Annotated in this window: 23 protein-coding genes; 13 read left to right on the top strand and 10 right to left on the bottom strand. The window is 44.5% G+C overall.

What is annotated here, in order from left to right; translation table 11 throughout:
- Nucleotides 1-15: 15 nt before the first annotated feature.
- Nucleotides 16-525, top strand: coding sequence for a PTS glucose transporter subunit IIA (crr, locus tag L3V35_RS12905; protein ID WP_004737851.1), 510 nt, complete (start codon nt 16-18; stop codon nt 523-525).
- Nucleotides 526-1116: 591 nt separating this feature from the next.
- Here the strand turns inward: crr and L3V35_RS12900 are convergent.
- The 4 genes from L3V35_RS12900 to L3V35_RS12885 form a co-directional block, all read right to left on the bottom strand.
- Entirely contained in the window at nt 1117-2250 is a 1134-nt protein-coding gene (locus tag L3V35_RS12900; RefSeq protein WP_004736189.1) for a flagellin, read from the bottom strand.
- A 297-nt stretch (nt 2251-2547) separates the two neighbouring features.
- On the bottom strand, nt 2548-3681 hold the full coding sequence (locus tag L3V35_RS12895; protein WP_237299996.1) for a flagellin: 1134 nt from the start codon (nt 3679-3681) through the stop codon (nt 2548-2550).
- A gap of 122 nt (nt 3682-3803) precedes the next feature.
- Nucleotides 3804-4727, bottom strand: coding sequence for a Dyp-type peroxidase (locus tag L3V35_RS12890; RefSeq protein ID WP_237299994.1), 924 nt, complete (start codon nt 4725-4727; stop codon nt 3804-3806).
- A gap of 65 nt (nt 4728-4792) precedes the next feature.
- Nucleotides 4793-5254: a DUF2919 domain-containing protein gene (locus L3V35_RS12885; RefSeq protein WP_237299992.1), complete on the bottom strand. Its 462-nt coding sequence runs from the start codon at nt 5252-5254 to the stop codon at nt 4793-4795.
- Between the two features lie 109 nt (nt 5255-5363).
- On the opposite strand from L3V35_RS12885, the gene L3V35_RS12880 reads away from it, so the two are divergent.
- Both L3V35_RS12880 and L3V35_RS12875 read left to right on the top strand, forming a co-directional pair.
- Entirely contained in the window at nt 5364-5708 is a 345-nt protein-coding gene (locus tag L3V35_RS12880) for a DUF2956 domain-containing protein (protein WP_237299990.1), read from the top strand.
- A 12-nt stretch (nt 5709-5720) separates the two neighbouring features.
- Nucleotides 5721-6053: a DUF4156 domain-containing protein gene (locus L3V35_RS12875; RefSeq protein ID WP_171312551.1), complete on the top strand. Its 333-nt coding sequence runs from the start codon at nt 5721-5723 to the stop codon at nt 6051-6053.
- A gap of 122 nt (nt 6054-6175) precedes the next feature.
- Here L3V35_RS12875 and L3V35_RS12870 read toward each other — a convergent pair whose 3' ends face one another.
- A complete protein-coding gene (locus L3V35_RS12870; protein ID WP_004734273.1) occupies nt 6176-6463 on the bottom strand; it encodes a helix-turn-helix domain-containing protein in 288 nt (95 codons plus the stop codon).
- 205 nt (nt 6464-6668) lie between these two features.
- Here L3V35_RS12870 and L3V35_RS12865 point away from each other — a divergent pair, with 205 nt between their 5' ends.
- From L3V35_RS12865 to L3V35_RS12850, 4 genes are all read left to right on the top strand, one after another.
- Nucleotides 6669-7016: an ArsC family reductase gene (locus L3V35_RS12865; RefSeq protein WP_017079437.1), complete on the top strand. Its 348-nt coding sequence runs from the start codon at nt 6669-6671 to the stop codon at nt 7014-7016.
- A 99-nt stretch (nt 7017-7115) separates the two neighbouring features.
- Nucleotides 7116-8252, top strand: a complete 1137-nt coding sequence (gene dapE / locus L3V35_RS12860; protein ID WP_237299989.1) for a succinyl-diaminopimelate desuccinylase — start codon at nt 7116-7118, stop codon at nt 8250-8252.
- 46 nt (nt 8253-8298) lie between these two features.
- Nucleotides 8299-8973 (top strand): M15 family metallopeptidase, encoded by a 675-nt coding sequence (locus tag L3V35_RS12855; protein WP_171312549.1) that lies wholly within the window; start codon nt 8299-8301, stop codon nt 8971-8973.
- A gap of 8 nt (nt 8974-8981) precedes the next feature.
- On the top strand, nt 8982-9191 hold the full coding sequence (locus L3V35_RS12850; protein ID WP_065205017.1) for a DUF2897 family protein: 210 nt from the start codon (nt 8982-8984) through the stop codon (nt 9189-9191).
- A gap of 166 nt (nt 9192-9357) precedes the next feature.
- Here the strand turns inward: L3V35_RS12850 and bamC are convergent, their stop codons facing one another.
- Together bamC and dapA are read right to left on the bottom strand one after the other, a co-directional pair.
- On the bottom strand, nt 9358-10404 hold the full coding sequence (bamC, locus tag L3V35_RS12845; protein WP_065205018.1) for an outer membrane protein assembly factor BamC: 1047 nt from the start codon (nt 10402-10404) through the stop codon (nt 9358-9360).
- A gap of 49 nt (nt 10405-10453) precedes the next feature.
- Nucleotides 10454-11332, bottom strand: coding sequence for a 4-hydroxy-tetrahydrodipicolinate synthase (gene dapA / locus L3V35_RS12840; protein WP_004734279.1), 879 nt, complete (start codon nt 11330-11332; stop codon nt 10454-10456).
- A gap of 374 nt (nt 11333-11706) precedes the next feature.
- Here dapA and L3V35_RS12835 point away from each other — a divergent pair, with 374 nt between their 5' ends.
- Both L3V35_RS12835 and bcp read left to right on the top strand, forming a co-directional pair.
- Nucleotides 11707-12249 carry a glycine cleavage system protein R gene (locus tag L3V35_RS12835; RefSeq protein WP_017079431.1) on the top strand — a complete coding sequence of 181 codons (543 nt, stop codon included), beginning with the start codon at nt 11707-11709 and terminating at the stop codon, nt 12247-12249.
- Nucleotides 12250-12261: 12 nt separating this feature from the next.
- On the top strand, nt 12262-12732 hold the full coding sequence (gene bcp / locus L3V35_RS12830; protein ID WP_017079430.1) for a thioredoxin-dependent thiol peroxidase: 471 nt from the start codon (nt 12262-12264) through the stop codon (nt 12730-12732).
- Nucleotides 12733-12870: 138 nt separating this feature from the next.
- Here bcp and L3V35_RS12825 read toward each other — a convergent pair whose 3' ends face one another.
- The gene (locus L3V35_RS12825) at nt 12871-13947 is read right to left on the bottom strand and encodes an AI-2E family transporter (protein WP_054547617.1); all 1077 of its coding nucleotides are present in this window, start codon (nt 13945-13947) and stop codon (nt 12871-12873) included.
- Complete coding sequence (locus L3V35_RS12820) at nt 13940-14179, bottom strand: sulfurtransferase TusA family protein (protein ID WP_017107216.1); 240 nt, start codon at nt 14177-14179, stop codon at nt 13940-13942. The genes L3V35_RS12825 and L3V35_RS12820 overlap by 8 nt, the downstream gene beginning before the upstream one ends.
- A 178-nt stretch (nt 14180-14357) precedes the next feature.
- Here L3V35_RS12820 and L3V35_RS12815 point away from each other — a divergent pair, with 178 nt between their 5' ends.
- The 4 genes from L3V35_RS12815 to L3V35_RS12800 all read left to right on the top strand — a co-directional run bounded on the left by L3V35_RS12815 (nt 14358) and on the right by L3V35_RS12800 (nt 17337).
- Complete coding sequence (locus tag L3V35_RS12815) at nt 14358-15812, top strand: M48 family metallopeptidase (protein ID WP_237299987.1); 1455 nt, start codon at nt 14358-14360, stop codon at nt 15810-15812.
- Between the two features lie 140 nt (nt 15813-15952).
- Nucleotides 15953-16303 carry an arsenate reductase (glutaredoxin) gene (gene arsC, locus L3V35_RS12810; RefSeq protein ID WP_102557184.1) on the top strand — a complete coding sequence of 117 codons (351 nt, stop codon included), beginning with the start codon at nt 15953-15955 and terminating at the stop codon, nt 16301-16303.
- 6 nt (nt 16304-16309) lie between these two features.
- Nucleotides 16310-16903 carry an NAD(P)H:quinone oxidoreductase gene (wrbA, locus tag L3V35_RS12805; protein ID WP_237299985.1) on the top strand — a complete coding sequence of 198 codons (594 nt, stop codon included), beginning with the start codon at nt 16310-16312 and terminating at the stop codon, nt 16901-16903.
- Nucleotides 16900-17337 carry a DUF2069 domain-containing protein gene (locus tag L3V35_RS12800; RefSeq protein ID WP_004734315.1) on the top strand — a complete coding sequence of 146 codons (438 nt, stop codon included), beginning with the start codon at nt 16900-16902 and terminating at the stop codon, nt 17335-17337. The genes wrbA and L3V35_RS12800 overlap by 4 nt, the downstream gene beginning before the upstream one ends.
- A 128-nt stretch (nt 17338-17465) precedes the next feature.
- On the opposite strand, the gene L3V35_RS12795 is transcribed toward L3V35_RS12800, so the two are convergent.
- On the bottom strand, nt 17466-18731 hold the full coding sequence (locus L3V35_RS12795) for a DUF2066 domain-containing protein (protein WP_237299983.1): 1266 nt from the start codon (nt 18729-18731) through the stop codon (nt 17466-17468).
- Nucleotides 18732-18879 lie beyond the last annotated feature (148 nt).

The raw sequence follows: 18879 nt of genomic DNA, 5'->3' as shown, positions 1-18879 counted from the left end.
TAGGAGCATGACACAATGGGTCTGTTTGACAAACTGAAAAAGCTTGTATCTGATGACAGCGCTGATGCTGGTGCAATCGAAATCATCGCACCTCTTTCTGGTGAAATCGTAAACATCGAAGACGTGCCAGATGTAGTTTTCGCTGAAAAAATCGTTGGTGACGGCATCGCTATCAAACCAGCTGGCGATAAAATGGTAGCTCCAGTTAACGGTACTATCGGTAAGATCTTCGAAACTAACCACGCATTCTCTATTGAGTCTGACGACGGTGTTGAGCTTTTCGTTCACTTCGGTATCGATACTGTTGAACTTAAAGGCGAAGGCTTCACTCGTGTAGCTGAAGAAGGTCAATCTGTTAAAGCTGGTGACACTATCATCACTTTCGACCTAGCGCTTCTAGAAGAGAAAGCGAAATCTACGCTTACTCCAGTTGTTATCTCTAACATGGACGAAATCAAGGAGCTGAACAAGCTTTCTGGTTCTGTAACTGTTGGTGAAACTCCAGTTCTTAAAGTAACTAAGTAATTTCGATTACTTAACTGCTTTAATAAAAACGCTGCCTAAGGGTGGCGTTTTTTGTACCTGTTATATTGATCGAGTTCCTTAAACAACGGTTCTGACTGACGCTCTTCACCTCGTTGTAGACTGTCTCTCGCAATACCAATCCTTAATTGCCAACTAACCGCCCTGCTTTGTAATTAAACCGCGTTAAACGCCATTCTCGGCGCAGATACCGCATGTTAAATCACGAGGGGTGACTTTCAGCCACAAAAAAAGCCCTGACATCTAATTCGCATCAAGTCTCTCCACCAAAAGAGATCCCTGATATCTCGTTCAACTCGATTCTGGGATGACGGCATGTGGACTTGTCGACTTATAGTTAACCCGTCATTCCCTACAGTGAGGAACGAACATGATAGGGAATCTCGCTTTCGCTTCTATCAACCAACATCGCACCTTCTCCAACGACACCCCTAGCTAAATAACATGCAATAAAAAACCCAGCCGAAGCTGGGTCTGTTTAGCGCTCATCTCTCACCACGAGCTAATTTGTGGAAGCCTAACGTTAACGCTTATGAGCAACAACGCTTATAGTCAACGTGGCCTTTCAATCGATTAACCTAGTAAGCTAAGTGCCGAGTTCGGAGCTTGCTTCGCTTGAGCAAGAATCGAGCTTGAAGCTTGAGAAAGGATCTGAGACTTAGTCATCTGAGTCGTTTCTTTCGCGAAATCGGTATCTTTAATACGGCTCTTAGATGCGTTAACGTTCTCGTTAATGTTGTCTAAGTTGCTGATAGCGTGGTCGAAACGGTTTTGGAAAGCACCCAGTTCAGCACGGTGGCTATCTACATACTTAAGTGCCGCATCGATTACTGCTACAGACTCTTGTGCGCCGCCAACTGATGTTACGTCGATAGTATCAACGGTTACATCTTTGCCAGGTTGCATGCCTAGTTCACCAGCAAGGCTGCCAGAGAATGCTACTTCGCCTTCAACTTTGTTGTTACCAGTAAACATTTGTAGCTTACCGTCTTCAGTTACAGACGCTTTAACAGAGTCTTGTTGACCGTTGATGTACGTTGCTAGCTCTTCGATGTCGTCGCCCGCTTTCGCAGACACATCGATTTCTTGTGCTTGGCCGAAGTTATCAGTGAACGACATTTTTAGGTCGTTTGCGCCAGCTTGAACGTTCCAGTCTTTGTCTTTCGCGTTCTCAGTTTGGTAGCTCTTACCACCCATCTGAGCGTTATCAGAACGCATGTCTTTCAGTTGAAGCATTACCGCTTCACCGTTATCCGCACCGATTTGGAATGATTTCGTACCGTGAGTACCGTTAAGCAGCTTGTTACCACCAAAAGACGTGGTTTCCGCAATACGGTTCAGTTCGTCGTTTAGTGCTGTTACTTCTTCTTGAATCGCTACACGCTCAGATTTTGAGTTTGAGCCGTTTGAAGATTGTAGAGACAAATCACGCATACGTTGCAGGATGTTTGTTGTCTCGTTCATTGCACCTTCAGCAGTTTGTGCAATAGATATACCGTCGTTCGCGTTACGTACAGCAACATCAAGACCACGACTCTGAACGTTCAAACGGTTCGAGATTTGTAGGCCCGCAGCGTCATCTTTCGCGCTGTTGATTTTAGAGCCTGAAGCTAGACGCTCCATTGATGTTTGTTGTGCGCTGTTTGCGTTATTTAGGTAACGTTGTGCTGTCATCGCTGAAACGTTGGTATTTACATTCACTGCCATGGTGACTTCTCCAATTGATTTTCCGGTATAGCGGTTTCCGACGTCTCGGAAAACCAAGTAGTTATCTCTAAGTTACTATTAATAACGGCGTGAATACTGAAACCTTTAGGAAAAAAACAATAAAATTAAAGAAATAGCGAGAAAGGGGAAGAAAGCGTGACTAGCAGTAAAATTATCAAAAAAAGATGAGAAAAACGCTAAAGTTGTCGAGATGTCAGTCGAGCGAAAAGTTGTATTTTTATTAACCAAGGGGCTTTAGTTAAGCTGAATTACCTTTATAAGATTCGAGGCGATTTATTAACCCAGTAAGGTTAAAGCAAGATTCGGCGCTTGTTTGGCTTGAGCCAATATTGTGGTGCTCACTTGCTGCAATATTTGTTGCTTGAGCATTTGAGTGGTCTCTTTGGCGTAGTCGGTATCTTTGATTCGACTGTTAGATGTCGCCAAGTTCTCATGAACGTTTTCGAGATTGTTTATGGCATGATCAAAGCGGTTTTGCATCGCGCCGAGTTCAGAGCGGTGACTATCTACATACTTCATCGCTGTATCCAAAATAGAGACAGCACGCTGCGCGCCACCCACATCGGTCACATTGATGTCATCGACTGATTCGTAATAACCCGCCGACATTGAAAGCTCATTGGCTAACGAACCTGAGAAAGAGATCGTGCCTGCCGTCTCTTCGCCTGACATATAGATCTGAAGCTGTCCTTCATCATTAACTGAAGCCGAGATCTGATCCGTTTGACCATTAATGTAAGTCGCCAACTCTTCGATATCATCGCCCGCTTTCGCGTTGATGGTTATCTCTTGTGGCTGACCAAAACGGTCGGTAAACGACATCGTCATATCATTCTGGTTGGATTTGACTTCCCACGAGTCACTTGCCATGCCATTGGCGACATAGCTAAAACCACCCATATTGATGTCATCGGTACGCATGTTTTTCAAACCTATCTGCACCGCTTCACCAGAACTGCCACCGATTTGAAATGACGAGCTACCAAAGCTACCGTTAAGGAGTTTTTTACCGCCAAACGAAGTCGTTTCAGCAATTCGATTCAACTCATCATTTAAGGCGGTCACTTCTTCTTGAATAGCCGTCCTTTCCGACTGGCTATTCGAACCATTACTCGCTTGCAGCGACAAATCTCGCATGCGTTGCATGATATTGGTGGTTTCATTCATCGCTCCTTCTGCAGTCTGCATAATGGAGATTCCGTCGTTAGCGTTTCGAACCGCGACATCAATACCGCTCATCTGCGCTTCTAGTCGATTTGAAATTTGTAAGCCAGCCGCATCGTCTTTTGCACTATTAATACGACTCCCTGAAGCTAAGCGCTCCAAAGATTGGTTCAGCATGTTGTTGGCATTCGACAGATTCCTCTGAGCCACCAGCGCTGAGACATTTGTATTAACAGTTATAGCCATAGACCTTCACTTACAAAAAGATGAATAAAACTCACGATTGCTTTTATATCGACCAATTAATATAAAGCTTTAATAAAAAAGGAGCCCTGAGGCTCCCTTTGTTTATTCTATTTTGAGACGATTTACTTAACCGTTAATGCACTCAACATGTCAATTGAAGGTGTAAAGTAGTAAGCGCCTGTAACCGCTTTAGTAAAACGAAGCAGTTGGTCTGTTTTACCATCTGTTACGCCGTACATGCTCTCTAGCATCGCATCAAAGTTATGACGGACATTACAGTAAGCAATGAACAATAAGCCATGGTCGCCCGTAGCTGTACCGTAAGGCAGGCTGTGACGAACAATTTTAAGGCCCTTGCCTTCTTCTTTGATATCCACTCGACCAACGTGAGACGCCGCAGGAACATCGTCTAGCTCAATTGAATCTGGCTTAGTACGACCAACGACTTTCTCTTGTGCCGATACATTCAATCGGTTCCAAGCAGGTAGGTTATGCACAAAACGTTGCACCATCACATAACTACCGCCAGCAAATTCACCTTCAGGTACAATCGCCACTTCAGCGCGCTGTGCGTCTTTCGGGTTTTCGGTGCCATCAACGAAATCGGTCATGTCACGTGAATCTAGGAAGCGGTAACCGTAGGTTTCATCAACCACTTCAACGTCTACCGCTACTTCAGATAGCAATTTACGTAGGATGAAGAAGTGCAGATCGTGTCGATTTGAATGACAGTGAATCAGAACATCAGACAATGTGCTCGGTGCAGTGACATCACCTTCACCAAGCGCTGGAAAATCAATGAGGTCAGATGGAGCAGCTTGCTCGAACTTATCCCAAAAAGCCTTTGAGAACGCAACCGACGCCGTTAAGTTCGCATCTGGTTGAGTTTGGTTAAGCTCTTCGATTAGCGAAGGAATCTTTTGAATTTCTGCTAGTACATTAGCAGTGTTAGCATTCACTTTTAATTGAACGTAAAGAGCAAAAGGCCCAGCTTCTGGCAAGATAGCACTTTGAACGTTAGGCTGCTCATTTGAGACATTAAGCATAGATTATTCCTTCCAGTTTTAGCTTCTAAGTATAATTGTGAATGGGACAAATGTTTTGATGAGAATCAGTCTTCGTGCTCAACCACTTTAAAGCAATCCCTAGCGGCATGACTATTGGTTAGAAAAAGCGCTAACCATAGGAGCAACAACAAGGTGATGCCATTTGACCAACGGAACCATCCGTTATCCAAATAGATTAAATAAAGTGTATGAGACCCCTGTGCCAAGATAGCCATAATGGTGACCCAACGCCCCCAAGATACGACTTTATTGAGACGCTTTCTCTCTGGTGTTCTGAGTCCAAACAACCACATGAGTAACAAGATCGGAATACTCAATGCAATCCCAACATAAAACATTTGATGATCTGGATAGATGATTTCGAGGATATCAGTGCCCGACTCTCGGCTTGCACCTGCAACAATGAAAACGACCAAAGCTTTCGCCAAGAATAGCCAACCTAACCATAATAGGATTGGGGCTTTTAAAAAGCCGTGCTTGTCGTATTGTTCTATGGAGTACCGCACAAATCTCACTTTCACTTATTTTCAAACCAACACTTTAACGCAAATCATTCATACTTAACTAGGTTTGCGTTATCTTATTGGTTAATCCGTTTTAATTATCGAACTCAGTATGAAAAAGAAAACTAATACACCGTCTGTTGAATCACAACAGGAAGCACTGAAGATAGCCAAAGCGACACAAAAGCCAGCTCAAACCAAAGAACAAACCAAATTGATTGCTCAAGGTATCGAGAAAGGCATCGCACTCTATAAAAAGCAGCAGAAAGAACGTGGCCGCCAAGCCGATAAAGCTAAAAAGCGTGTACAGAAAGAGAAGCAAACTCTACAAGCAAACCAAGACCAAGAACAGAATGTCGACTCGAATAATGAAACAACATCAAATCACGCCAGTAAATTGCCGTGGTTATTATTGCTCGCAAGCTGGATAGGCTTCGCGATTTATTTGATGAAATAACAGGATAAGCGTATGAAAAAGGAATTAATCGCTTTGGCTATGAGTAGCGTGTTACTTGGTTGCACGACACCGACATCAATGCCTCATAGCGAAGCTGACAACGTGCAAATGGATTTCCACGGCCTTATCAACATTGAGCAGTGCGAGTATAAAGGGGAAGTCACTGGCAGCGAGGGCCATTGGTATAGTTACCTGTTTTACCCAAACGACACCTTGATTCAGGGCGCCATGAATGAGCTCAAGTCAAATACGATTGAGCTAGGTGCAGATACCGTGATATTTACACTCCCCCAAGACTTTTCCACTTCCGTGACTATGTTGGGCACTGCCTATCTGTGTAATTAGGGAGAAACATAATTAGGTAGCTCGGTGCTCAAATGAGCAAGATACTACCACTTCGATTTCTACTTCTACTTCTACTTCTACTTCTACTTCTACTGCAAAAAAGAAAGCCAGCTTTCGCTGGCTTATGCACTAAATCCAAGGCTTGTTGCTATATCGCCTTTACGTTGGATAACCCATTGACTGTCAAATGGACCCCAGTCGGATAACTGGTAATAGCCATCATTATGACGTCGCCCATCTTGAACAAACATAAGTTCGATACCGATCCCCGGTAACGCCTTGAGTACATCTTGAATAGTACGACGAGGCCAACCCGTTTTTTCGATGAGTTTAGGCACATTTGGCCTATCAAGGCTTTCCACTAACAATGCTAAATATAGCCGCCTTGCAAAAACAGGACTCAACTCCATTGACACCTCCTATATATGTGCAACTCAATTATTTCTTTTTTCGCTGACAACATGTTGAGGTTGATCAATAAGTCTCCAATAGTGACATTTTCTTACTGTTTTTTTTCACTCTATGAAATATTCCTCACTCTATTTTGTCTGAATTGCAGCTTCCTGATAGGATTCAACTCATAACAACGAAATAAAATCACCCAAAGGAAGAACAATGACTATCACTATGTTTGGCATTCCGAACTGCGACACCATTAAAAAAGCAAAAAAATGGCTCGAAGCTGAAGGGATCAAGTTCGAATTTCACGATTATCGCAAACAAGGCATCACTGAAGAGTTGGTTACGACCTTCTGTTCAGAACTTGGCTGGGAACTTGTATTGAACAAACGTGGTACGACTTATCGCCAACTTTCACAAGAACAGAAAGATACATTAACGGAAGACAAAGCCGTGACTCTGCTTGTTGAGCAACCAGCAATGATTAAGCGACCGATACTAAAAGTAGACGGCAAGCTTCATATCGGATTTAAAGCCGACCAATACGCCGCTATTTTTGCTTAGAGCGTATTATTTACATAGACAGACAACTGGACGTTGTTCTCGGAATCAGCGTCCTAAAAATTAATGACTAGACGTTTTATTTAAACAAGGAATTCAAGGATGACAGATAGCCCAACTTTGGCTCTGGCAAAAGACCTCATTAGCCGCCAATCAGTAACCCCTGAAGATGCAGGCTGCCAAGATTTAATGATTGAACGCTTAAAAGCACTCGGATTCGAAATCGAAGTGATGGTATTTGAAGATACGACGAACTTTTGGGCTCGCCGTGGTACAGAGGCGCCTCTGTTTGCCTTTGCTGGCCACACTGATGTTGTACCTGCAGGCCCAATTGAGCAGTGGAACACTAAACCATTCGAACCGACTATCGTAGATGGTTTCCTGCACGGTCGCGGCGCGGCAGACATGAAAGGTTCTTTGGCTTCAATGATTGTTGCTGTCGAGCAGTTCATTGCTAAACACCCGAACCACAGCGGCTCAATCGGTTTCCTTATCACGTCAGATGAAGAAGGTCCTTTCATCAACGGTACGGTACGTGTTGTTGAAGCACTGATGGCTCGTGGCGAGAACATCGACATGTGTATTGTGGGTGAACCATCAAGTACTGAGTACGTCGGTGATGTCGTGAAAAACGGCCGTCGTGGTTCTATCACTGGTGACCTAACAGTTAAAGGCACACAAGGTCATGTTGCTTACCCTCACCTAGCGAACAACCCGGTACACAGCTCTCTGCTTGCGATCAACGAACTGGCTACTACCGAGTGGGATAAAGGTAATGACTACTTCCCACCAACAAGCTTCCAGATCCCAAATGTAAGTGCGGGCACAGGCGCATCAAACGTGATTCCTGGTGAGTTTAATGTTCAGTTTAACCTTCGTTTTAGCACAGAGTTAAACAACGACATCATCGTTGAGAGAATCACAAATACACTCGACAAATACGATTTCGAATACGATTTGAAATGGACATTCAATGGCGACCCGTTCTTAACAGACGCAGGCTCACTGCTTGATGCTATTGTTGATGCCGTTGGCCACGTTAATGACGTAAAACCAGCACTACTGACTACAGGTGGTACATCTGACGGACGCTTTATTGCGCGCATGAAAGGGCAAGTCGTAGAGCTAGGTCCGGTTAATGCCACCATTCACAAGGTTAACGAATGCGTGAAAGTGGCTGACTTAGAGAAGCTAACCGACATGTATGAGAGAACATTAGTGAACCTGTTCGCTAAATAGTTCTTTCATCAGCGATTGATAGCTTCTAATTATTGAGAGACGCGTTATGACACCAGAGCAGCTTACCGGGCAATCAGATTCTCATCTGGAACCTAACCTGATTGGCACCAAGACATTCTTGGTTCACAGTAATGTCAAAGATGACCTAAACAGTTTGATTGAAGCTGCTCAACTCGCTGGCTTTAAAATGGAGATTGCCAGTGGCTTTCGCGACTATGAAAGGCAATCTCTGATTTGGAACCGTAAGTTTTCTGGTGAAGCACCAATATTAGACTCAGAAAGCCAACCACTTGATGCTTCAAGACTCAGTGAACAGCAAAAGTTGTCAGCGATACTGAGGTGGTCTGCACTGCCTGGGGCGAGTCGCCACCATTGGGGTTGTGACTTTGATGTCTTTGCTCGTAATCACTTGCCTGAAGGCACACAGCTGCAACTGGAACCATGGGAATACCTTACTGGCCACCAGCAAGCGTTTTACCAATGGCTTTATGCTAATGCATCTCAATTTGGGTTCTTCTTTCCGTACAGTCAAGACCTCGGCGGTGTGGCGATAGAACCTTGGCATATCAGCCATCGAAAAGTATCGGAGTTGTGTTTATCACAGTTATCTCCCTCTTTACTTGGCAAGCAACTCCAATCTAAGCCAATATTAGGGTATGAGATTATTATGGAGCAGCTAGACGAGATCTATGCGCGCTTCGTGGCGAATATCAGTCATTAGGAGCGCTTATGTTGGAGTGGCTTACAAACCCTTGGGTTATCATCATCATCGTGGTTAGCGTTGTGGTGGGTAATATTGCTGCGCTCAAACAGACCGCCAATATGGATCTGACAGGTCGTAACAAAACAGAGAAAGACTTAGACAAGCTCAATCAATTGGATAAACAGAACCAAGAGAAAGCTCAAAAAGATGAGTCTACGGACAAAAAAGACGCTTAATTTTGTAGCTCTAAGGAGCCAATCTAATTTGCTAATAATCCGCTGACGACTAATCAACGAATACAAAAAAGAGGACACAATGTGTCCTCTTTTTTATTGGCTTTAGCTAACCACAGGGCTGATATGACTAACTCTGTGGTTTTCCAGCTATGCTCACTCAGTTTACTTACTCTGCATCAGCTTCTTTGTCATCTTTGGTTTGGTCAGCAACATGTGCTAATACCGGTACCATAGACTTAAGTAACGCTTCTTCTACTGGTTTACCTGATGCATCCGTTACGTTAATTGACGTACGGTTACCAAGATCACCAAACAAGAAGGTGTAAGTGCCTGGAGCCAAATCAATGGGTTGTAGGCCAATTGTTTCCCAGAATTCATCATCTGGTGCAGCATACTTAGCTTTTACAGTACCTTGAGACTGGTTACGCTCTTCAAGCTCAAAGCCCATCGTCGGTAGCAAAGTAGGCAAACGCTGCCACAATACATTGTATGGAGTACGAGCAATGATCACAGGGAAGCCACTGCGGTCAGCACCCATTGAGATTGGAATGCGTTTAACCAGCTCTTGCGCTTTCAACGCCGCTTCAGCACGAAGGTTTTCATCATACTTAGCCATCACTAGGTTCGTTAAGAACGCGTTGTAACGCTCCTTATTGGTTGCCGATACCGGCTTCTCTTCAGAGCCTTCACGCCAATCGATAAGGTTGATCTTGAAGCCATGGCGGTTGTTCGCTTGGAAACGAGAGATAGAGTAGCGACTGCCGATCTCTACTTCTTCATCTTCAGAAACCCAAGTAACCCAATCGGTCTCAATATCGTTTTCTGACTGTTCACGAATACCAATGCCACGTTGTGCCAGCATATCTACTGCCGTTTGCCACACGCGGTCTGCTTCTTCAGCACGAAGAAGCCATAGTGTCACTTCACCATTCTGACGTTCAGATCGAGCTCCTGGGATCAGCTCAAGAACCTGTTGCGGCGGACGAATATCCACTTCACGGCCTGTACCACCACTGAACTCACCGTTTGGGATGTCAAAATTGGGATAGAACTGAGGTTGAGCATCTTCAGGCAGCTGCCATTGTGAAAACTCAGGTGTTTCTAAGTATTCGAAATCATCTTTGGCTTGGCGACGTTGAGTCGGGCTGCCAGAACATGCTGTAAGAACGAAAACAGCCAGTGATCCAATCACTAGCTGGTGAGAATACTTCATTTATACTCCTAAATGCCGAAGGTTCACTTCGGCATCACTTCATACATTTTTAGTAAATACACGCTTCAGTCATTGCTTGAGCAACAACGGGTTGAGCTGGCTTTGACAATTCAGTCAACGGTAGACGTAAGCCACCTTCAGCAATCAGACCCATTTTATGAACCGCCCATTTTACGGGAATAGGGTTGGACTCAACGAACAAATTCTTATGTAGAGGCATCAAACGCTCATTGATCGCTTCTGCTTCTTCAAACTTGCCTTCTTTCGCTAACTTGAACATGGTTGCCATATCAGCGGCTGCAACATTGTTTGTTACAGAGATCACACCATCGCCACCACGCTTAACAAATTCTAGACCTGTTAAGTCATCACCACTTAGTAAGATAAAATCTTCGCCACAAAGTTCACGGTGAATTGCAATTCTGTCGAGATCACCCGTCGCATCTTTAAGTGCAACGATGTTTTCGATCTCAGCAAGGCGAGCAACCGTTTCAGGTAACAAGTCTACAGCAGTACGACCCGGTACATTGTATAGGATTTGTGGAACATCACTGACTTCAGCAATCGCTTTGTAGTGTTGGTACAAACCTTCTTGAGTCGGTTTGTTGTAGTAAGGAGTTACGCTCAAGCAACCAGCAATACCAGAACCATTCAGCAAACGGCTGAATAGAACAGATTCGTGAGTTGCATTTGCACCTGTACCAGCGATAACGGGAATACGACCATCAGCAAATTCAACGATCTTATTGACGACTTTGACATGCTCTTCAATAGTGAGTGTTGAAGACTCACCTGTTGTGCCAACCGCAACCAGACCATCACTACCTGCAGCAACATGGTGCTCAACTAACTTTTTAAGGCTGTCGAAATCCACTTCACCATCTGTATTAAATGGCGTAACTAGCGCAACGATACTTCCTGAAAACATGTCTATCTCCCTTAATTTATTCTTTTTGCATGTTACTGTAAGCCAATCAATAAACACAAGACATTAAAGTGGCTTACCGGCAACATCTGCATTAAATATTGTCGTATGTTTGAGGTAAAACGACTTCTAACGGCGTTCTACCGAGAATTTGGGTAACCTGCGCTCAATCTAGCGGATAGCACAGCACTGGATGTCAGTAACAAGTAAGCTGTACTCTCACCGCTCAATCTCATTTTTTAACGCTCTCGATATTCTTATCATTGGTTGCATGTTAGAAGCAAGGAGCCTCATAAAAAGCACCGTACGCACGCTTATTCCACAAGCTAACTGTGCTAACATGCATGAATCAATGGAATATAAAGAGACGTGATTTTATGACTCAACATCTAGTAATCACAGCTGTGGGCACAGATCGCCCAGGTGTATGCAACCAAGTGGTTCATTTAGTCACCCAATCAGGCTGTAACATTATTGATAGCCGTATCGCTCTATTTGGCGAAGAATTTACGCTTATCATGCTGCTGTCTGGAAAGGCAAACAACATCACCCGCGTTGAAACCACCCTGCCCTTGCTTGGACAAGAGCACGACTTGATTACGATTATGAAGCGAACCTCAACTCATGATGTTATTGAGAACTCTTACACCGTAGAGGTGTTCGTTGAGTCAGACGATAAAATCGGCCTTACCGAGCAGTTTACCCAGTTCTTCGCAGACCGAAACATCGGCCTCGATTCGTTAAGTGCGCGAACCATCAATAAATCTAAAGTTCAGCTCGATAACGACCAATTCCATATCTCTATTACCGCTTCTGTGCAATCAGAATGTAATTTGATGCAGCTACAAGAAGAATTTGACGCGCTGTGTCAGAGCCTATCCGTACAAGGCTCGCTCAACTTTATCAAAAACAGTTTTTAAAAAGGAAATATCATGAATACGCTAACGGCTGGTGTTCCAGCACCTGCTTTTTCTCTTCCTGATCAAGATGGCAATATCGTATCTCTTGGTGACTTCAAAGGTAAAAAAGTCCTGTTCTATTTTTACCCAAAAGCAATGACTCCAGGTTGTATTGTGCAAGCTGAAGGCCTGCGTGATATCAAAGCACAACTTGATGACCTAAATGTGGTTGTTCTAGGTGTGAGTGTTGATCCAGTAAAACGCCTACCCAATTTCGTCGAGAAGAAATCTCTAAACTTCACACTGCTATCTGATGAAGACCACAGCGTTGCTGAACAGTTTGGCGTTTGGGGCGAGAAGAAATTCATGGGTAAAGTGTACGACGGTCTGCACCGTATTAGCTTCCTAATTGATGAAGAAGGCCAGATTGAACACGTCTTCAACAAGTTCAAGACTAAAACTCACCACGAAGTGGTTCTAGACTACTTCAATCCAGAAGCTTAATGTTGTTTCTAGTGAATTAATGACCTAATTTCATACCTAGATGATCTAAGTTAACAATTGACTAAGCCAAATACAAAAAGGCCGAATATCATGGATATTCGGCCTTTTTAATACTTACTCAACTGTATTGTTCTTCAATTACGATTGATGCTCAGGGTCATCGTCGAGAGCATGACTCGGTAAAGCATTCCAAACCGCTTTTACCAGCGTAGCAAGCGGGATAGCGAAGAACACGCCCCAGAATCCCCACAATCCGCCAAACACCAATACCGCTACAATAATCGCTACTGGGTGTAGGTTCACGGCTTCAGAGAACAGAACAGGAACGAGCACGTTGCCATCTAGTGCTTGGATAATACCGTAAGCAAGAAGCAGCCAGTAAAATTGAGGCTCTAATCCCCACTGGAACAAGCCAACAATCGCAACTGGAACGGTCACAGCTGCCGCACCGATATAAGGAATCAGTACCGAGAAGCCGACCGCGACAGCCAACAGAGCTGAATAACGCAAATCTAGAATCGCAAAGGTCACATAGCTGACACCACCGACGATCAAGATCTCAAGCACCTTGCCGCGAATATAGTTCGAGATTTGTTGGTTCATCTCAACCCAAACCTTGGTCGCTAGACGACGATTTTTCGGTAGCACGCCACTCGCCATGCTGATCATCTCTTCTTTATCTTTTAGTAAGAAGAAGATAAGCAGCGGCACAAGAATCAAGTAAACCGCAAGCGTAGCCAAGCTCACAAGAGAAGCTAAAGAACCTTTAACAACACTTTCACCAAAGCCCAATGCTTTATTTTTCGCGTTAGACACAATCGATTCAACGATCTGCAAGTTTGCTAATTCAGGATAGCGCTCAGGAATCGTCGCGATGAACTTCTGTAAGCCGCCATACATGCTTGGAATATCATTGATGAGATTACCCACTTGCTCCCAAATGGTCGGTACCAAACCAAATATCGCCAATAGCATCACGCTAAAGAACATTAAGATCACCAACATCACTGAAGGGGTTCTTGGAACACCGAGTCTTTGAAGTTGGGTAACCGGCCACTCAAGTAAGTAAGCCAACACAATAGCCACCAACAATGGCGCGATGAGATGACCAAAGAAGTAGATCGTAATAAAGCCGAATAGAATGATGGCAACCAAACTGACAGCATGGGGATCAGAGAAACGTCGTTTATACCAACGATTGACCATTTCAAGCATCTGACTGCAATTCCTTTTTAGTGACGAGGATATGATGGTAATTAGAGCAAACCTCAGCGATGACGTCATAGGCTTGCTTAGACAAAAAAGTAACAATATCTTTCATCGAGCTGTTATCAGAGACATAAATTGACAATGACTGTCCTACTTCTAACTTTACACTGTGACGCTTGGCTAATAATAAAGCCATTGGACATCGCTCTTGGCGTAAATCTAGAATATTAGGTGTCATTCTTGGGCTCGATGCTTATTATAAGGGTCGTATTGTAATCTGTTTTTGAAAACGCGCCATCATTCATTCATCTTCCTTAATGATAGCGCACGCACTTAGTAAAGGTTAAATCAGATAAAGAACCAATTTGCATTGCTCTTGTCTTACTGTCAGAAGAAACGGAGTATTACTGACTAATATGTTTAAACGCGCTCGTTCAATTGCTTGCTTATGCATCGCAGCCACATTAAGCACCCCAACTTTGGCAAATACCAATGGTTTGGAGCTACCGGATATCGGCACCGCTGCTGGCGGCACCCTCACTATCGACCAAGAACTTATCTATGGTGATGCCTACATGCGCATCATCAGAAGCAGCCAGCCCATCGTCAACGACCCTGTTCTAAACCAATATATCGATACGCTCGGCCATCGCCTTGTCGCGAACGCGAATGATGTAAAGACCCCTTTTCAGTTCTTTATGATCCGTGACCGCAACATCAACGCCTTTGCATTCTTTGGTGGTTATGTTGCTTTGCACTCAGGTCTGTTCCTGCATGCACAATCTGAAAGTGAGTTGGCTTCAGTATTAGCGCACGAAATCGCGCACGTTACCCAACGTCACTTAGCGCGTAGTATGGAAGATCAAGCTCGCCGTTCTCCAGCAACCATCGCAGCGCTAGCAGCCTCTGTATTATTGGCCATTGCAGCACCTGAAGCAGGTATCGCAGCTCTAACTGCCACAACCGCTGGTAACATGCAGAGCCAGATCAACTACACCCGTAGTAATGAAAAAGAAGCTGACCGCTTTGGTATCAACACACTGGCGAAAGCAGGGTTCGATGTGAATGCGATGCCGCGTTTCTTCGGCCGGTTGGCTGATGAATACCGTTATGCCAGCACACCACCCCCAATGCTGCTGACTCACCCATTACCAGAAGATCGAATCACCGATTCACGCGCTCGCGCTCGCAGCTATCCGCCACTAAAACTGGCCCCATCACTGGACTACCATCTAGCAAGAGCTCGCATTGTCGCGCGCTATGCGGGCATTAATAATGATGCTGCTCTAGATTGGTTTGAACGTAAGCTGAAGAAAGCACCTAAAGCCTTGGTTCCATCATTAGAGTATGGCCAAGCACTGGTTTACCTAGATTCTAAAAAATTAGACAAAGCTGAGTCGATTCTGACCAAGCTCATCAATAGTGATCCAACCAATCTATTCTATTTAGATGCGATCTCAGACCTGCACATTGAACAGAAAAAGCCTGAGATTGCGATTAAAGAACTCGAATCAGCGCTGGTTCGCCAACCAAACAACCCTGTTCTAACCATTAACTACGCCAATGCGCTGATTGAAAATGAAGACCTACAGGAAGCCGTTCGCGTGTTGCAACGTTACACGCACGATAACCCGAACGACACCAATGGTTGGCACCTACTTTCAAAAGTAAATACAAGCCTTGGTAATAGCGACGAAGAACTGGCTGCTCGTGCAGAGATCTTGGCACTGCAAGCCAACTGGAACAAAGCGATTCAGTACTATACGCAGGCTAGTCAAATCGCAGAGCTCGGCAGCCTAAAACAAGCACGTTACGACGCCCGAATTGATCAACTAATGATTCAGCGTGAACGCTTCTTGTCGTTACAGTAAGTGTATTTATTGGCAGCAGTTAGTTGTCAGAAGAAAAGGAAAGCTCAACGTTACATAGTTAAAAAAGCCACTCAAGTGGCTTCAACTGAACAATTGCTTCAACTGAACAATTAAATCAAAAATAATAATGAGGAAGAACCATGTCCGTCGTGATTTATCATAACCCACGCTGCTCAAAGAGCCGTCAAACTCTAGAACTGCTTGAAACAAACGGCGTACAGCCAGAAGTTATCAAATACCTAGATACGCCTTTAACTATCGAGCAACTTAAAGTGCTTTTCACGCAGCTTGGTTTTGACAATGTTCGCGAAATGATGCGCACCAAAGAAGCGGATTACAAAGAGGCTAATCTTGGCGATGCATCGGTTACCGATGAAGATCTATTCTCAGCAATGGCGACAAATCCAAAACTGTTTGAACGCCCTGTTGTTGTTGCGAACAACAAAGCAAAGATTGGTCGTCCACCAGAGCAAGTGCTAGAGATTCTGTAAGCCAATATGAGCATCAACATTCTTGTTCTCTACTACAGCCGCCACGGCAACACACGAGCGCTAGCAAGGCAAATTGCACGAGGGGTTGAATCTATCCCTAATTGCGAAGCCATGTTAAGAACCGTGAACGACGTATACACAGCAGAAGAGCAGCCTGATTCGCGTCATCAGCCGACCGATCCTATCGCGACATTGCAAGAGCTCCGTTCTTGCGATGGTTTAGCACTAGGCAGTCCGGTTTGGTTTGGCAACATGGCTGGACCTATGAAGCACTTTTGGGACAGCACAACATCACTGTGGATAAATGGCGATCTGATCGATAAACCAGCTTGCGTGTTTACCTCTTCTTCATCACTGCATGGCGGGCAAGAGACCACACAACAAAGTATGATGCTGCCACTGCTTCACCATGGCATGTTAGTGGTGGGCATCCCCTACTCAGAACCTGCGCTGCATACCACTCAAACTGGTGGCACACCCTATGGTGCGAGTAGTACCGGAGAGAGCGCTTCATTAAGCAAAGATGAAATTGAGTTGGCGCAAAACCTAGGCAAACGCCTAGCGCGCATCGCAATAAACCAGAAGGGAATTTCTCAATGATGTATATGCCAGAGAAGGCGATGTCTCCCACAACCAAGCTATTCCGCTACCTTGCTCTAGCGGGCAACTTGTCGCTTTTATTCTGGGTGATTGCTTGGCAGATGACACTTTCGCCGCACCCTCATCTAAGTAATGTAACGCTTGCGATCGCTTGGGCTATACCGCTGTTACTCCCATTACCGGGGATTTTAGCGGGCAAACCCTATACGCATGCTTGGGCGAACTTTGTCTTAATGCTCTACTTCCTACACGCATTAACTATTTTGTATGTAGACGGTGGCGAGCGCTTATTAGCGGCTGTAGAACTGCTTCTGACGACTCTAGGCTTCGCGGGCAATATCTTATTTACTCGCTTTCGAGCCAAAGAGTTAGGCATCAAACTTAAGCGCCTTTCTGAAGTAGAAAAGACCGAGAAAGCTAAGTTCGAGCAGTAACCTGGATTAGGTTGTCCAGACCTAGTATCAATAGAAAAAAGTGACAACAAACAAAAAGCCCTGCGAGATTTCTCTTGCAGGGCTTTTTTCATGAATTCATTTCAATCGGTCATGTCAGAAGACAATCACTAGCGAACCCATTCGTATACTAGGCTTGGCTTAGCATGTACTGGCGCAACAACTGTTAGCTCTTCCGAGCCAGACGTATTCGTTAGCTCAGCATCCGCTTCAGTTGATAACTTACTACCTTTGATGACTTGAACACTTGGGTCTGCTTCGTTAACCGTCGCTTCTGCGCCATCGTTCAGGGTCGTATCAGTAATAGCTGCTGAATCATCGCCTACAGAGATGGCGTTGTCTTGCGTTTCAAATTCAGGGCTCACTTCAGGTTCAATGTAAGACTCTTCAACCTTCGCTATTTGGCGAATGCTTTCAACCTCTTGCTCAAACTCTTGTTGAGTCGACAATAAGTGAATTCGGAACGTAACTTCATTATTTTGAATCTTCAGAATATCTAAGCTTGCAACTGAATTTAGACGCTTAAGTGCATTCTCCAGTTTGAAGAAGTCCTGAGCGTTATTCAGGCTAATAAACTGCGTTAAAATAGATTCTGATGATTCACTGGCTACAGTCACAGCACTCTTACCTGCGTAGTAGTTACTGATTTGGTCAACTAACTTCTTAGAAGTCGTCGCGCTGTTACCCGATAAAGAACCACTTACTGGTGATGTTGGTTCACTCGTCAATTGGTTTGGTTTTTGATCGTATAGAGTCCAACGTAGACCTGAAGATTGAGCCTTTATTACCAGAACAGCATCAACCGGGTAACGCTGACTCGCTTTACTGATTGGTGTAACAAAGCTACCCCAAAGATCAGAAGTCGCAATACCCGTAATGTCATCAAAATCACCCACAGGTAGCGTTAGAGGCAAACCGCGCTCTTTTGCGTTGGCTTGTAAACCTGCCGCTAATTGTGAGTTGGAGTGTTCCCACACAATATTCTTGTCGTAGTTCTGTTCTTCCACCAGCCAAACAAGGATATTTGAGCGAGTATCAGGCCAGTACGGCAATTGTGCTTGAGTCAGTAGCGAACGGATTTGAGCGCCGTTAAAACGCATGCGCAATGTTGATTGGTCATTGCTTTCACCAAAACTCATTTGAGACATGTACTGCGAACTCTTACGCATCGCCTTTTGAACCGTCTCATTCGAAGCGACATCAGTTTGGCCAGTCGCACGTATCAAAACCTGCTCCATGCCGGTATTTCTTGCCACTTGTTCTGGCTGTTTGTTTTCAGCGTTAATCGCAACTTCAGCACTAAAAATATCTACTTGAGTTAAGGCATAACTCGGAGAGGCTAATAGTCCCATCAACAACAATGCTATGTAGCGCATACTGATCCTAATATTCAAATCTTGTGCCTAGATGATAAGCAACTATGGATTGAGGGGCAAGGTCGATAGCGCCCACTGTGTTTAATAACCTTAAAATATCACCTGGCCATGATAAATCGCTCACTTATAAACTGAGTTTTTCAGGCGA

Origin of the sequence: Vibrio sp. L5-1, assembly GCF_021728315.1 — a bacterium.
Lineage (GTDB): Bacteria > Pseudomonadota > Gammaproteobacteria > Enterobacterales > Vibrionaceae > Vibrio > Vibrio splendidus_K.
Note: the sequence above shows the minus strand (reverse complement) of the source record. Positions and strands in the feature narration are given on the sequence as shown.

Coding starts and splice junctions, on each gene's coding strand:
- crr (WP_004737851.1), top strand. CDS start 16: ATGGGTCTGTTTGACAAACTGAAAAAGCTTGTATCTGATGACAGCGCT.
- L3V35_RS12900 (WP_004736189.1), bottom strand. CDS start 2,250: ATGGCAGTGAATGTAAATACCAACGTTTCAGCGATGACAGCACAACGT.
- L3V35_RS12895 (WP_237299996.1), bottom strand. CDS start 3,681: ATGGCTATAACTGTTAATACAAATGTCTCAGCGCTGGTGGCTCAGAGG.
- L3V35_RS12890 (WP_237299994.1), bottom strand. CDS start 4,727: ATGCTTAATGTCTCAAATGAGCAGCCTAACGTTCAAAGTGCTATCTTG.
- L3V35_RS12880 (WP_237299990.1), top strand. CDS start 5,364: ATGAAAAAGAAAACTAATACACCGTCTGTTGAATCACAACAGGAAGCA.
- L3V35_RS12875 (WP_171312551.1), top strand. CDS start 5,721: ATGAAAAAGGAATTAATCGCTTTGGCTATGAGTAGCGTGTTACTTGGT.
- L3V35_RS12870 (WP_004734273.1), bottom strand. CDS start 6,463: ATGGAGTTGAGTCCTGTTTTTGCAAGGCGGCTATATTTAGCATTGTTA.
- L3V35_RS12865 (WP_017079437.1), top strand. CDS start 6,669: ATGACTATCACTATGTTTGGCATTCCGAACTGCGACACCATTAAAAAA.
- dapE (WP_237299989.1), top strand. CDS start 7,116: ATGACAGATAGCCCAACTTTGGCTCTGGCAAAAGACCTCATTAGCCGC.
- L3V35_RS12855 (WP_171312549.1), top strand. CDS start 8,299: ATGACACCAGAGCAGCTTACCGGGCAATCAGATTCTCATCTGGAACCT.
- L3V35_RS12850 (WP_065205017.1), top strand. CDS start 8,982: ATGTTGGAGTGGCTTACAAACCCTTGGGTTATCATCATCATCGTGGTT.
- bamC (WP_065205018.1), bottom strand. CDS start 10,404: ATGAAGTATTCTCACCAGCTAGTGATTGGATCACTGGCTGTTTTCGTT.
- dapA (WP_004734279.1), bottom strand. CDS start 11,332: ATGTTTTCAGGAAGTATCGTTGCGCTAGTTACGCCATTTAATACAGAT.
- L3V35_RS12835 (WP_017079431.1), top strand. CDS start 11,707: ATGACTCAACATCTAGTAATCACAGCTGTGGGCACAGATCGCCCAGGT.
- bcp (WP_017079430.1), top strand. CDS start 12,262: ATGAATACGCTAACGGCTGGTGTTCCAGCACCTGCTTTTTCTCTTCCT.
- L3V35_RS12825 (WP_054547617.1), bottom strand. CDS start 13,947: ATGCTTGAAATGGTCAATCGTTGGTATAAACGACGTTTCTCTGATCCC.
- L3V35_RS12820 (WP_017107216.1), bottom strand. CDS start 14,179: ATGACACCTAATATTCTAGATTTACGCCAAGAGCGATGTCCAATGGCT.
- L3V35_RS12815 (WP_237299987.1), top strand. CDS start 14,358: ATGTTTAAACGCGCTCGTTCAATTGCTTGCTTATGCATCGCAGCCACA.
- arsC (WP_102557184.1), top strand. CDS start 15,953: ATGTCCGTCGTGATTTATCATAACCCACGCTGCTCAAAGAGCCGTCAA.
- wrbA (WP_237299985.1), top strand. CDS start 16,310: ATGAGCATCAACATTCTTGTTCTCTACTACAGCCGCCACGGCAACACA.
- L3V35_RS12800 (WP_004734315.1), top strand. CDS start 16,900: ATGATGTATATGCCAGAGAAGGCGATGTCTCCCACAACCAAGCTATTC.
- L3V35_RS12795 (WP_237299983.1), bottom strand. CDS start 18,731: ATGCGCTACATAGCATTGTTGTTGATGGGACTATTAGCCTCTCCGAGT.